Origin of the sequence: Escherichia sp. MOD1-EC7011, from assembly GCF_002965005.1 — a bacterium.
GTDB lineage: Bacteria > Pseudomonadota > Gammaproteobacteria > Enterobacterales > Enterobacteriaceae > Escherichia > Escherichia ruysiae.
Genome location: NZ_PTRD01000038.1, coordinates 45528 through 59823 on the forward strand (window position 1 = coordinate 45528; position 14296 = coordinate 59823).

At 50.3% G+C, this 14296-nt stretch carries 12 protein-coding genes; 2 read left to right on the forward strand and 10 right to left on the reverse strand.

Annotation, left to right across the window (positions count from 1 at the left end):
- Positions 1-133: 133 nt before the first annotated feature.
- The 6 genes from A7098_RS18530 to A7098_RS18555 all read right to left on the reverse strand — a co-directional run bounded on the left by A7098_RS18530 (position 134) and on the right by A7098_RS18555 (position 7152).
- A complete protein-coding gene (locus tag A7098_RS18530; RefSeq protein WP_105281249.1) occupies positions 134-1516 on the reverse strand; it encodes an amidohydrolase family protein in 1383 nt (460 codons plus the stop codon).
- A 9-nt stretch (positions 1517-1525) separates the two neighbouring features.
- Positions 1526-2476, reverse strand: a complete 951-nt coding sequence (locus A7098_RS18535; protein WP_000661628.1) for a carbamate kinase family protein — start codon at positions 2474-2476, stop codon at positions 1526-1528.
- Positions 2477-2688: 212 nt separating this feature from the next.
- Positions 2689-4107, reverse strand: a complete 1419-nt coding sequence (locus A7098_RS18540; protein WP_105281250.1) for a DUF1116 domain-containing protein — start codon at positions 4105-4107, stop codon at positions 2689-2691.
- Entirely contained in the window at positions 4107-5654 is a 1548-nt protein-coding gene (gene fdrA, locus A7098_RS18545) for an acyl-CoA synthetase FdrA (RefSeq protein ID WP_105281251.1), read from the reverse strand. The genes A7098_RS18540 and fdrA overlap by 1 nt, the downstream gene beginning before the upstream one ends.
- On the reverse strand, positions 5644-6507 hold the full coding sequence (locus tag A7098_RS18550) for a DUF2877 domain-containing protein (protein ID WP_024165068.1): 864 nt from the start codon (positions 6505-6507) through the stop codon (positions 5644-5646). Before A7098_RS18550 ends, fdrA begins: the two co-directional genes overlap by 11 nt.
- A 39-nt stretch (positions 6508-6546) precedes the next feature.
- Complete coding sequence (locus A7098_RS18555; RefSeq protein ID WP_105281252.1) at positions 6547-7152, reverse strand: ankyrin repeat domain-containing protein; 606 nt, start codon at positions 7150-7152, stop codon at positions 6547-6549.
- Between the two features lie 257 nt (positions 7153-7409).
- Here A7098_RS18555 and A7098_RS18565 point away from each other — a divergent pair, with 257 nt between their 5' ends.
- On the forward strand, positions 7410-7907 hold the full coding sequence (locus A7098_RS18565; RefSeq protein ID WP_001013863.1) for a DUF1097 family protein: 498 nt from the start codon (positions 7410-7412) through the stop codon (positions 7905-7907).
- A gap of 91 nt (positions 7908-7998) precedes the next feature.
- The gene (locus A7098_RS18570) at positions 7999-8931 is read left to right on the forward strand and encodes a LysR substrate-binding domain-containing protein (RefSeq protein WP_001084384.1); all 933 of its coding nucleotides are present in this window, start codon (positions 7999-8001) and stop codon (positions 8929-8931) included.
- 41 nt (positions 8932-8972) lie between these two features.
- On the opposite strand, the gene pdeL is transcribed toward A7098_RS18570, so the two are convergent.
- The 4 genes from pdeL to A7098_RS18590 all read right to left on the reverse strand — a co-directional run bounded on the left by pdeL (position 8973) and on the right by A7098_RS18590 (position 13905).
- A complete protein-coding gene (gene pdeL, locus A7098_RS18575; protein ID WP_010350394.1) occupies positions 8973-10061 on the reverse strand; it encodes a DNA-binding transcriptional activator/c-di-GMP phosphodiesterase PdeL in 1089 nt (362 codons plus the stop codon).
- A 998-nt stretch (positions 10062-11059) separates the two neighbouring features.
- The gene (locus A7098_RS18580) at positions 11060-11755 is read right to left on the reverse strand and encodes a lactate utilization protein C (RefSeq protein ID WP_000370408.1); all 696 of its coding nucleotides are present in this window, start codon (positions 11753-11755) and stop codon (positions 11060-11062) included.
- Positions 11748-13175, reverse strand: a complete 1428-nt coding sequence (locus A7098_RS18585) for a LutB/LldF family L-lactate oxidation iron-sulfur protein (protein WP_000023938.1) — start codon at positions 13173-13175, stop codon at positions 11748-11750. Before A7098_RS18585 ends, A7098_RS18580 begins: the two co-directional genes overlap by 8 nt.
- 10 nt (positions 13176-13185) lie before the next feature.
- Complete coding sequence (locus A7098_RS18590) at positions 13186-13905, reverse strand: heterodisulfide reductase-related iron-sulfur binding cluster (protein WP_001102104.1); 720 nt, start codon at positions 13903-13905, stop codon at positions 13186-13188.
- Positions 13906-14296 lie beyond the last annotated feature (391 nt).

The following is a 14296-nucleotide window of genomic DNA, read 5'->3' on the forward strand; positions in this document are numbered from 1 at the left end:
TGTGGTTAGCGGTGCCACACACAATGTCTCCGGCTCAGAAGAATCAAGGCCAACAAACCCATATTCAAGTTGCCCCACTCCCTGGGGCGATAAATCTCTTACGACTCACCGTTGAAGACATTTCAAACGGACATCAACCTGCCACACGCCCCCATACCAGTTGCCCTTTATGGAACGTTGCGGTACGTGGCGAGATACGCGCCACCGCCTCGGCGGAACAGGAGGCGTCCACCAGCACAAAGCTGGCGTCATCCTGCGCTTTTGGCCAGACGCGCTCGCCTTTTTCATTCAGCGGCAGGACATCGCCAGTGGCTAAAAACAGCGATCGGGAGAGGTTCTGTTCGTTAGGACGAATATAGAGTTGCGCGTACAGATTGGCTTTTTCCAGCATGTCGCCCAGGCCGTAAGGTGACCAGTGGTCGATAACGCTGTCAGTTCCTGTCATGACTTTTACGCCTTTGTCGTGCAACTGTTTGAGCGGCATATGCAGCGTGCCAATCGGCACCGTCGAGGCGATAGTAATTTGCTGCGCCGCCATGCGGTTTGCCAGTCCATCCACCTGTTGCTCGTTAAGCGTTGCCAGCGCAAAGGCGTGACTGATGGTCAGCTTGCCCTTCAGTTGCGGCGTTTTCTCTACGGTTTCAACCATATAATTGATAGCTGCCACGCCCGCCGGCGTGGTTTCGTGCAGGTGAATATCGACGCCTTTGTCGTAGTCCAGCGCAATCTGGAACATGGTGTCGAGGGATTTTTCCATCGCGCCATCAACGCTGGTCGGGTCCAGCCCGCCGACGTAATGCGCCCCCGCCTGCATCGCTTCGCGCATTAAGGGTTCCGATTTCGACAGCAGCAAACCGTGCTGCGGGAAGGCGACAATTTCACACTCGAAGCCCGCCTGACGTCGTGCCAGCACCGCCTGTAAGTTATGCAGATTTTTCAGGCCGGAAACCGGTTCGATATTGCAGTAGCTGCGGGCAATGGTGGTGCCTTTCGACTGCAATAAATCGATCAGTTTTTCCGCCCGCTCCTGAGTGTAAGGTTGCAGCTCCGGCAGCATTTTCTGCTCAAGCTTAATCATGTCCTGGATGGTGGTGCCTGCCGGGCGATTGAGCGAGCGCCACGGCCCGCCGTAAAAGGTTTTGTCGAGATGAATATGCATGTCGCGGGTGGTGGGCAACATCAACTTACCGCCAGCGTCATAGTGCGGCAGCGTGGCGTCCGGATGCTGCTTATTCTCGCGCAGGGCAACAATTTTGCCGTCCTGAATTTCCACGGTCTGGCGCGCCGTGCGGGTCTGCACCGCTACGCCGTTTTCGTAATCAAAACCAGTTTCCAGCAACACGTTGTCGAGATAGTAGTGCGGGTCAGTGATTTTCATGGTGTTATTCGCTTCGCAGTTTGCGGTGCCAGAGACTGTCGCGTGGGCGAGCGGCACAGAGGTACCAAACAGCGCGGCGGCGGTAACCATCTTACCGCTCTGGCTCAAAAACTCACGACGGCTATTGCTTTCTTTCATCTTACGTCCTTACGTTTTAATAATATGGGTGCCCGTTTCACCGCGCAGCGCCGCTGGCAGGCATTCCGGTGTGGTGATAATCACTTCTTTGCCGCCCTGTTCTAAAAATGTCAGGCTGGCGATAATTTTTGGCAACATGCTGCCGGGCGGGAAATGCCCTTCCTGCATATAGCGGGTCATGGTGGCAATATCCACCCGATCCAGCGCCTGCTGCTGCGGCTTGCCAAAGTGAATGCACACTTTTTCGACACCGGTGGTAATCACTAAAATGTCAGCGTGAATTTCGCGCGCCAGCAGTGCAGTGGAGAGATCTTTGTCGATAACCGCGTCCACGCTTTGGTAATCCCCCGCTTCACTGCGCACCACCGGAATTCCGCCACCGCCCGCGCCAATCACCACAAAGCCTTGTTGGATCAGCGCCTTAATAGCAGGCGCTTCCACAATGCGTTTCGGTTCCGGCGAGGCGACAACGCGGCGATAGCCCCGTCCGGCATCCTCAACAAAATGCCAGTCCGGGTTTGCCTTTTGTAATTCGTCACGCTGGCTTTCACTAAAGAATGCACCGATGGGCTTGGTGGGATGAGCAAAACCCGGATCGTTTTTATCCACTTCCACCTGAGTCACCACGGTGACGGCTTTTTTCTCGCCGTGGCGCGCCAGTCGGTTGTTCAGCGCCTGTTGGATCAGGTAGCCAATGCCGCCTTGCGTATCTGCCACACAGTTCGCCAGCGGCGTTAAGGGCAGCCCTTCGCGCTCGTGGGCAATCTCCGCGCGGCGTAAATCCAGCCCGACCTGCGGCCCGTTGCCGTGGGTCAGCACAATGTCGTAATCGGAAGCCAGCATTTCCAGCACCGTATCAGCGACGGCTTTCACCGCCTCTGCCTGATGCTCAATCGACTGGCTGGCGTTATCTTTGATAATGCTGTTGCCACCAATGGCAACGACCACAAGTTCTTTCATGTTGTTATGTCCGCGACAGAGGGTGATGGGGTTATGACCAACGCCAGACTGCCTGATGCGCTACGCTTATCAGGCCTACAGATTCTTGTGCCATCCGGCAATGGTGAAAAATGCCTGATGCGACGCTCGCGCGTCTTATCAGGCCTACAAACTCTTGTGCCATTCGTAGGCCGGATAAGGCGTTCACGCCGCATCCGGCATAAACATGTAAGTCAGACGCCGTAACGTTCGCACCAGCCAAGAATGGCTTTCTCGAAGCAGGCGAATGGTGGATGCACAATGCCCGCGCCAATCATGCCGACGCCCGCATCTTTATGGGCAATGGCGGTGTTGATCACTGGCAGAATGCCGCTGCTGCCCACGCGGGTGATGTCGATAGCCGACGGTACGCCCATAAAACCGAGCAGCGGAATGGTGACGTTCGGGTTCTCGCCGAGAGTGATTTCACGCATCTGGCGGGAGAAATCGATAGCCTCTTCCACCGTGCCGCCCACCAGCGCGACGATTGCGGGCGCGGTCGCCATAGCAAATCCACCAATGCCGTAGGTTTCGGTGATGGCGCTGTCGCCGATATCCAGCCCCGAATCCTCCGGCTTATACCCGGCAAACATCGGGCCGATCACCTGCTGCGCCGGACCGGTAAACCATTGCCCTGGCAGGCCGCTGACCCGCAGGCCGAACTCAACGCCGTTACGCGCCATGGTGGTGACCACGGTGCTGTATTCGATGCCGTGCGCCGCATCCATCGCCGCTTTACACATCGCCATCCACGTCGGGCCGGAGAAGTAGTCGCTGCTGGCGACAAACTCAAACACTTCGCGCTGTTGCTCGACGGAATAGCCCGCCTGAATAATCCCCGGCGTCAGCGCCTGAATCAGCAGCGTCGTCCCGGCGTTATTGCGGTTATGACACTCATCGCCCATATGCAGCGCCTGCGCCAGCATTAAGCGCAGATCGATTTCGCCGATAATTTTCATCGCGTCGCGCAGTATTGGTCCCTGCACATCACGCATCCAGTTCAGGCGGTCAATCACGCTCTGGTCGTTAGCGCCCATACGCAAAATCTTCGCCATCTGCTCGCTCATGTTGGTATAAGCGATGTTGCCGTAGGTTTTGTTTTTTACGATGTGCATAAACATCGAGGCCGAGGTAACACCCGCCATCGATCCCACACAGTCGTGTTCGTGGCACGGCGAGAAGGTGATCTCCCCGGAGGCCGCCAGTTCAGCCGCCTCGTCGAGGTCTTTCGCCAGCCCTTCGAACACCAGCGCCCCGGTGACCGCGCCTTTCATCGCGCCGCACATTTTTTCCCAGGTGACCGGCGGCCCGGCGTGAAGAATGGTTTTCGCCGTCATGCCGGACACCACGTTAATCGCCTGATCAAAACCAATCAGCACCGGATGCGACTGAATAATGCGCTCCAGCGCCTGCTGATTAGCGGCAGCGATTTTGTCTGCCAGCGGCGAATCGGCAATGTTATCCAGCGCCTGTACCACCTGCATATTGCCCTGCCCCGGCGGCGTCCAGTCGAGTTGAGTCACTTCTACATGCTGCTTTTTCAGGTCATCGCTAAACATGGCGATACCGACGTTAATAACGTTCAACGGTTGGCTAAACAGTGACGGGCTCATCAGGCTTCCTCCCCTTTGCAGATAAATTCACGCGCCAGCAATCCGGTATTGGTGCTGCTGCTCGCCAGAATCACTCCGGCATCAAGCAACATCTGGCTTTGTTGTTCTAACGATGGCGTATCAAGATCGGTACCCAGCACATAGGCGAGAATGATCAACTCGCGGCCTTCGGCAGCGGCGATCGCTTTCGCTTCTTTGATCGCTTCAATGGTGGAACCAACCGGATCTTCATGCGATCCAAATCCGAGCACAAAATCCATCACGATCACCGCCACTTCGGGATCGCGCGCCTCTTCGATCAAGCGGCTGATACGGTTGGTGGGGTCAATCATTGGATGTGGTTTGCCGTTGGTGAAGTCGTCATCGCCAAAGTCGAGGAAGGTGTGTTTGATGCTGCGGTTGATATCTTTCAGGCGGAATTCAGGATCGGGCTGAATGTTGCTGTAGACATCGCCATTTTTTTCCATCACCGCGAACATGGTTTCGTCGCACAGCGTACCGCCGCAGAACAGGCCACGAATGTATTTCTGCTGCGGTTGCAGACGCGCACGCACATCCGCAATCAACGGCTGGTTAAGCGTATGCAGGTCGAGATGTTCCTGTTTCACGCCGGAGAGCATCACTGCTTTCAGCGCCGCTTCTTTGGTGCCGCGAGCAAACTGTAGCCCCTGCTCATCCACTGGCGTTTCGCCACGACCGAGGAAGCAGACTACCACCGGTTTGCGGCAGGCGCGCGCGCGTTCCAGCACTTTGCGAGCCACCGCCGGCGCTGGCGGTTTAGAAATTAAGGCGATGATTTCAGTTTGCGGATCGTTTTCTAACATGCCGATGGCGTCGAGCATCATCAGGCCGCCAATTTTCTCGCTCAGGTCACGCCCGCCGGTGCCGATCAGTTGTGAAACGCCGCCGCCAAATTCATGGATGCGGACACTCAGTTCCTGGCTGCCGGTGCCGGATGCACCAACAATACCGATATTGCCGCGACGCACGGCGTTACCAAAGCAGAGCGCCGCACCGTTGATAATCGCCGTGCCGCAGTCTGGTCCCATCATCAGCAGCCCTTTTTCGTGAGCGAGCTGCTTGAGCGCCAGTTCATCTTCAACCGAGACGTTATCGGAGAACAGCATCACGTTGAGGTCATTTTGCAGCGCCTGACGCGCTTCGCGAGCGGCAAACAGGCCGTTGACGGAAATCACCGCCAGGTTACTTTCCGGGATATGCTTTTTGGCGCTGGCAATAGTGGCGTAACGCGCCTCGTGCGAGCCGCTTTGCGCTTTGGTGTTGAACAGTTCTTCAATTTCCGTCAGCAACTGCTCGTTGTCCACACCCGATTTACCATTGATGACAATCATCAGGTCGCCGTTTTTCGCCTGCTCCAGTTCCGGCGTCAGCAGCCCTAAATTTTTCAGCACGCCTTTGTTCATTTCGGTCGCCATCGCCACAAATGCCTGCTCGACGCCGTCGAGTTTATTTGCACGCGTGGAGATAGACATCAGCGAGACAGAATCAAAATAGGTATTCGGTTTAATGACTATTTTAACTGACATAATTCCCTCCGTAGGTTTGGCTCAGCGCACAACCATCGGCCATGCCATACAGCATGTCGCAGCCGGAACTGGAGCCAATATGTTTAATTTTTTCTATTGTCTGAGTGGCGTTCTCAGGGATGTCATTAATGATGCCGTGAATAAAGTGATAAATATTTTCCCGACAGCGTTGTTGTAATGCGGCTTCCAGCGTTATGGCACTTAATAACGTGGTATTATTTCTGCCGCGTTGCAGGCCGAGATAAAATTCCTCTTTGTATTTTTCTACCGGATGCCCGGAAATAAATAAAACAAGCGCCAGACCTGTTAAATAATCATCGGCTGAAGGCGTCAGACCAATCCCTAACCCAATCATATTAGCGACCGCTGACGCGATATTTTGTTTATCGTTTAATGCCTGAATAACAGCACGTCGCCTGATATGTAATTCTTTATTTAACGCCTGATAAAATGGATTATCGCCGCGATAATTAAACAGGGTTTCATTTTCCCCCAGATGCTGATGAATAATGTCGTACCACTGTTGCCAGGCGATAAGGTGAAAATTCAGAGCGGTCATTTGCAGTGTTGGGGACAGCCAACGCTGACAACGATGCTTATCTATATGAATATCTTTACCAATCGTAATCCCGTGCTCGTCAAACTGAACCTTATCGCCATGATGGAACAGACCATCAAAGTGAGTGAGTGCCAACCGACAACTGTTTGGTGCATTGTCGTATTCTTCACAAAGCAGCGTCAGCAACTGCTGGCGAGCCGGGAGTGCGATATTTACCGCTCTGGCAAAGACCTGTTCAACCTGTCCTTGCCCCCGCTGCGCCAGAAAATCCGCATCCGCAGTTAGCGCCCACACACACCGTCTTTGTGGTGTGTCGATAGCAAGCCTCCCGGATTATGCACCTGCGGCAATCAGCAATTGAGCAATCTCTTCAAAACCGCGTTCCCGCGCCAGTTCCAGCGGCGTTTTGCCATATTTATCGGTCAGATGCGGGCTGGCACCGTGTTCCAGCAATAACTGGACAATCGCCTGCTGTTTAATACCGCCATCGTTAAGCACAATCGCTTCCAGCAGCGGTGTCCAGCCAACATGGTTGGTCTGGTTAACGTTAATTTCCGTATGCGCCAAAAGCTCTTTTACAATACTTAAATGGCCTTTTTCACAGGCAGGCGTCAGGCCGACACCGCCAAAACGGGTTACGCAATTAAGATCGGGTTTAGCCGGTAAAATAATTCGTAGTAGCGTTAAATCATCGTTCAGACAGCTAATTAAAAAAGGATTTAAACAGGTATGATCTTGCTTATTAATATCCGCTCCGGCATCAATTAATGCCTGAACGCAAGCATATTGCTGATATAAACTTGCCAGCGTAATTGCCGTTTTCCCCTGACGATCGCAGGTATTTATATCGACACCCAGCGCAAGGCAGGTTTTTACTTTATCGATATCGCCCTGTTGTGCAGCCAATAAATAGTCGGCAGGCAGATTATTTATAGTCATTAACATTCCCCTGGTTTTTGTGGCTGTTTTCGATGAATTGAGAATAGCAACGAAATTCAGCTAAAAGAACCCGCTTAAATTTAATTCGCCGTATTTCGCCTTTTTGTTGAATGATGTTCAATAATCTTTTCGCAGTGTGCGGTAGTGCAATATTTGTTTCTTTGACCCGATACCCTTTCACTCAATCAGGTTTTATTTCTCTATAGTCTGCACATGTAAGAGTAGCTTTCGTCCATGTCTAACCAGAGGGGAACAAGATGAACGGACTCACGGCAACGGGTGTCACCGTCGGTATTTGTGCTGGGCTTTGGCAGTTAGTGGCTTCACATGTCGGGCTCTCTCAGGGATGGGAATTATTAGGAACCATTGGCTTCGTCGCCTTTTGCAGTTTTTATGCCGCTGGCGGCGGTAAATCGGGGTTTATCAGAAGCCTGGCGGTTAATTATTCCGGGATGGTGTGGGCGTTTTTCGCCGCGCTGGCTGCCGGCTGGCTGGCTTCTGTAAGTGGTCTTTCTGGATTCTGGGCAAGCGTGATTACTACCGTGCCCTTCTCAGCGGTGGTGGTCTGGCAAGGACGTTTCTGGTTACTGTCATTCATTCCCGGTGGCTTTCTCGGCATGACGCTATTTTTTGCTAGCGGGATGAACTGGACGGTAACGTTACTGGGTTTTCTGGCGGGTAACTGCGTGGGGATAATTTCCGAATATGGCGGACAAAAATTAAGCGAAGCGACAACTAAACGCGACGGGTATTAAAAGTTATTCAAAAATGATTATCTATCTTTAACCGATACCTCTACAGTCATGGCTGGAGAAATTCATATTAGAAAATGGCGGGAATGGTTTAATGAACTCAATTTTTACCGAAGAAAACCTGTTGGCATTTACTACCGCTGCGCGTTTTGGCAGTTTCAGTAAAGCCGCAGAAGAGTTGGGTTTAACCACTTCCGCCATTAGCTACACCATCAAGCGAATGGAAACGGGGCTGGATGTAGTGCTGTTCACCCGCAATACCCGCAGCATTGAGTTAACGGAGTCCGGGCGTTATTTTTTCCGCAAGGCCACCGACCTGCTGAATGATTTTCACGCCATCAAACGCAGCATCGATACTATTTCGCAGGGCATAGAAGCACGCGTGCGCATTTGTATTAATCAGCTACTTTATACACCCAAACACACCGCACGCTTATTACAGGTGCTGAAAAAGCAGTTTCCTACCTGCCAGATTACCGTCACCACCGAAGTGTATAACGGCGTCTGGGATGCGATTATCAATAACCAGGCGAATATCGCCATCGGCGCGCCCGATACGCTGCTGGACGGTGGCGGCATTGATTACACCGAGATTGGTGCGATTCGCTGGGCTTTTGCTATCGCCCCGGATCACCCGTTAGCCTTTGTGCCGGAGCCGATCGCCGAAAGCCAGCTGCGTCTCTACCCTAATATTATGGTGGAGGACACCGCGCATACGATTAATAAAAAGGTGGGTTGGTTGCTGCATGGGCAGGAGTCGATTCTGGTGCCAGATTTCAACACCAAATGTCAGTGCCAGATTTTAGGTGAAGGGATTGGTTTTTTGCCAGATTACATGGTTCGTGAAGCGATGGCGCAATCACTGCTGGTTACCCGACAAATTCATAATCCGCGCCAGGATTCACGCATGTTACTGGCGACCCAGCACTCTGCAACGGGTCAGGTGACGCAGTGGATTAAAAGGCAATTTGCGCCAAATGGCATATTAACGGGGATCTATCAGGATTTACTGCATCGGGAGAATTAATCGCTGCCAACCTCCCGATGCGCTGTGAATAGCGGCTTACATCAACCACCGGCTTTCATTACCCAGTCAGAGACAAATTTATTACCCGGAACCGGCGGAGAGTACAAATAGCCCTGCAAAAAGTGAACACCTTTACCGATCATTAAGTCCGCCTGCTCCTGGGTTTCTACCCCTTCCGCTACGATACTCAGACCAGGCTTACGCGCCAGTTCGACAATATTGTCCACAATATGGCCGGAAATTTCGTCAACACTCGCCATTTGCACAAACGACTTGTCAATTTTAATAAAATCGACCGGAAACGCCTGCAGATAACGATAGGTCGCATAACCCGTACCAAAGTCATCCAGCGCAAAGGTAATGTTGTGCTGATGAAGGCTGTCAAATATCGCTCTGGCTTCTGGTGTTACCGGAATGGGGTTACGTTCTGTCAGCTCAAGAACCAGCTTGATTTTATCATTACCTAATTTCTTGACCAGGTTCAGACACTCTTTTTCAAATCCCGCAGCCAAAAAACAGCCCGCCGAGACGTTGATACCAATATGGAAATTGTCCGGTAGCAAATGTTTTACCGGCAGCAGAATATCCGCAGTCTGTTTCATCAACTGGCGGGTCATTATGACAATAAGGCCAGATGACTCCGCCAGAGGAATAAACTGATCCGGAGGGATAATTCCCGTTTGCGGGTGCTCCCAGCGAACAAGCACTTCACAGCCTGTTAGTACCCCTGTCTGTGCGCAGAAAACAGGTTGGATCCACGGTTTAAATTCATGGTTTTCCAGCGCCAGGCTGATGGCTTCAGGCGTGACAATATGGTGGCAACGGTTGTCATTAATATATTTGTGACTGTTATTACCAGTGGCAGATATGATCTCCGGATTGTACTGAAAGAAAATATCGCGCCAGAAAGTAATATCACTCTGAATCCCCAGTTTCTCAAAGAGTTGTTTCTTTTGATGTGAAATTGTCTTTGCACTGCGATTTCTGTATTGTGATATTTCTGTTACCGACATCCCCTGCATCAGCAGCTTGAGTAGCAGTCGTTCTTTCTCGGATACGTTACCGGGCAATGACAAATGAACCGTTGTACCGAACTCTTGCAGAAAAACACGAAAATCACATGAATCCATGAACACACCTTTTATCTTTTATCGCTGTTCAGTATGAGTTACTACTGGTGGATTCCTGAGTACGCATAAGGGGTAACCATAAACATCAGCGATGCCGTATCTATAACAACAAACACCACTATCAAGCAGCTTATCGTTACCTCTAATGTTTACTCAATAACGATTACGTTAAATACCTCAGAAATGTCATCACAAGTGAATCTCAGCAGATAATCACGCAAATTTAATATTTAAAGCCAAAAATTTCAGTCAACTCATTTTGGGTACTAGAGAAGTAGTTTTACTATATTTATAATTTACCACTAAGTACTGACTTTCAGTCACGAGCGAAGGCGCATTATATGAATTTAACAATCCAAATCAACTTAAAATATCCCCATCGATATGAACATAGCGTCAACATCCGATTACAAAATGAGTAAAGATGCGTGTTAAACATGCAAATTATTCATGCTATGCGCATGTTTTGATTCCATCAGCTTTAGGGCTGAATCCATTCAGCTTGCATTGAAATATTAATGAGAGATTAAGAAAAAATAACATTTCAAACATCCAATAAAATATCACGCACAGATAATTAAACCTTAAATAACATATGGTTATCTTGAATCTGACGCGTTGACTCTACACGCCTTTCATGAATAAGGTTGCAACTCAAATATGTCAATTCAATTGCATTAAATAAGAATAAGCTTATTGAACAATGTTTTCAGCCCAGTGGTAATTTTAGGCATCAATGTTTCTTTTTATGTTTTTTTATAATTCGCTGTCTGGCAGACCACCAATCTAAACTAATGGCTGCGCTGTATAGATATAACATCTGCGAGAGGATACATGATTATCTACACAGTGATGATGGCACCAGAGGTATAAGAAAGTGCGCCATATCCTGGACATGGCGCAAACTTGTGTCCCGCAGTGCAAATCAGTAATAGCGATATAGTCGCTATCGATGTCTTTCTGGCTGCTGAATACCAGAATGGCCGCCAATCTCTCTCTCAACAATCCTCAATAATCAGGTACACCGCCTTCACCGGCCCGTGAACCCCAACGACTTTGATAAGTTCAATGTCCGCTGTTGAACTGGGGCCACTGATGATGTTAATGCAGGATGGCATACGTTCACCGGCCTGCGCTTTCTGGTGCAATTTTTCTGCCAGCTGCGCCACTCGGGGCAAAATAGTGCTTTTACGCAAGATAAAAATAGAGGACTCAGGTAGCAGACTCAATGAACGCCCGCGCTCAGCGGCGGAAAAAAGAACCACACCTCCCGACTCTGTTAAGCCATATTCAGCATACACAACGCCAACTTTCGCCTGCTCCGCCAGAGCGATATTCTCGACACCTTTCGCCGGATCCCAAACAGCGGCATTGCATTCCTGCTGTAAACGTCCACTGATCCCCAGCTCCTCCAGTCGCTTGTCGCCACTCACCACGACCGACTGATCTCCCAGCTCTTTACACAAACGTAATGCCGCTTCTGCCGCCTGCGCCTCGCTGGTCAGTTCACAACGCGTCAACATGACATCGCTGGCAAACTGGATAAACGCATCACAGTGCTGCTGTTGATTAAGTTCGGTAAGCCGCTCGTTAGCATAGTTGTTAAGCGGCGCATCTTCTGCTTGCGGTTCACGTCGCAGCGGGCGCCCCAGTGCCTGAGCAACGTTGTTCAAAAATTCGCTCCGATTATCCATTCTTTTTCTCCTGCGCCTGATGTTTCTTAAACCAGCTACGGAAACTCTCTCCGTCAGCTTCAGGAAGATCGCGTGCTTCCATCCAGTCGCTAATTGCGCCGATCCTGAGCGGTGTTTTGCCGCCATTGATAAACCAGCTTGCCGCATGGGCGCCAGCCATCATTCCGACTTTCCACAATCCCGGATGACTATTGGCATAAGCAAACATTTTGATCGCCCGTTGCTCTGCTTTTGCGGTGATTCCTTTTTCAGCCATCACCCGACGATGGCGTAAAATCAGTTTCGACAGAGGAATACGCACCGGACAAACGCTGTCACAGGCCGTGCATAAAGAGCAGGCGTAAGGCAAATCTTTAAAATCTTTATAGCCGCCAAGCAATGGAGAAATCACCGCGCCAATTGGTCCTGGGTAAATAGAGCCATATCCGTGACCGCCAATATGGCGATATGCCGGGCAGGTATTCATACAGGCTCCGCAGCGAATACAGCGCAGCACATCACGAAATTCAGAGGCCAGCACCTCGGAGCGTCCGTTATCAACAATAACCAGATGAAACTCTTCAGGGCCATCAACGTGTCCTGCTTCGCGCGGTCCTGTCAGCCAGGTGTTGTATCCCGTCAAACGCGCACCAACGGCACTGCGCGCCAGCATGGTGATCAATACGTCTACCTCGGCAAACGTGGGGGCGATACGCTCCATACCCATCACCGCAATGTGCGTTTTAGGCAGCGTGGTACACATTCGCGCATTACCTTCATTAGTCACCAGACATACCGAACCGGTTTCTGCCACCGCGAAATTACAGCCGGTAATACCGATTTCAGCACTGAGGAAATCTTCGCGGATCTTTTGGCGAATGAATAAGGTCATCGCTTCAGGCGTTTCCGGGCCATCATAACCCAGGCGTTCGTGTAGCACCCGGCGGATCTGGTGGCGATCTTTATGAATAGCCGGAACCACAACATGAGATGGCGGATCTTGATCCAACTGCAGAATGTATTCCCCCAGATCGGTTTCAATCACCTGAATGCCAGCATCCTGCAACACATGGTTGACGCCAATCTCTTCGGTCACCATTGATTTCGACTTCACCACTTTCCGCGCATTTTTACGCTGGGCGACCTGTAAAATGTAGCGGGTAGCGTCTTCTTTGGTTTTTGCAAAATAGACGTGACCGCCGTTTTGCGTCACTTTTTCTGAGAGCTGGTACAAATAAGCGTCAAGATTACTCAGAACATGATCACGTATCTGGGCAGCGCGATCGCGCCACTCCTCCCAGTGCCCTAGTTCATCAACCATTTTTTGCCGATTTGCACCAATACGCTGCTGCGCATTTGCCACCGCTTTGCGCATGATCGGATCTTCAATTTGCTGACGGATGCGTGTCTTAAATTCTGTATTACTGGTTTTGATCGACATCTTTATATCCTCAGCGGCTCATCAGCACTTCAGCAATATGCATCACTTTGACTTTCTGCCCTTCACGTTGTAATCGCCCACTAATGTTCAGCAGGCAACTCACGTCAGCGCCAATTAAATACTCAGGGCGGACTTCCATCAGGTGCGAAACCTTTTCTTTCACCATCTCGCCGGATATTTCGGCCATTTTGACCGAGAACGTGCCGCCAAACCCGCAGCAAGTGTCCTGTTCGGCAAAGGGCAACAGCTCCAGTCCGCGTACATTTTTCAGCAGCGTAAGTGGCTCGTCCTTCACCCCCAGCTTACGGGACAGGCTGCAAGATGGGTGATACACCGCTCTCCCCTGCAAGCTGGCGCCGACATCCACTACCCCTAATTTATTAACAATAAAAGAGGTGAGATCCTGCATACGCGCGGCAACCTTTTCGGCACGTAATGCCCATTCAGGTTCATCCGCCAGATACGTCGGGTAACTTTTTACGGCATAGGTGCAGGAACCAGCAGGTGAAATAATGGGATCGTCGTTATCCTCCAGTGCAGCGATCAGATTTTTCATCCCCGGAATCGCTTCTTTGATATAACCACTATTGATCGCAGGCTGACCGCAGCATCCCTGTTTCTCCGGGAAATTTACGCGACAGCCGAGTTTTTCCAGTAGCAGCACGGAGTCTCGTGCCATCCTTGATTTCAGTGCATCACCAATACAGGTAACAAAGAAATTTACATTCACAACCAACACTCCATTACTTCATTTCTGTTTATGCCCGATGGCAACCACCCCTTCTGGGTTATCAATCATCAATAAAAATAGGGGCTCTTTTTTATTAAGTAATAAAATACAATTCCAAACTCATTTGTATGACAAAACAGATAATCCGTCATTCAATACCTGGATGCAATAACTAATTTTATTTCTTTCGGCATCGCTCACATTTTTATAAAGACACCAGCTATCAACACTGGGGTGAAAATTTGATTTAAGTTGGTCACAAAATTCATAAACCCGACCTTGAATACCTATTTATGGTTACTCATTAAGGAGCTGTTAAAATATACATGTATTGTTTTATAAATCAGAATATTAACAATAAATATACAAACATTAACAACTGTGTAATTTT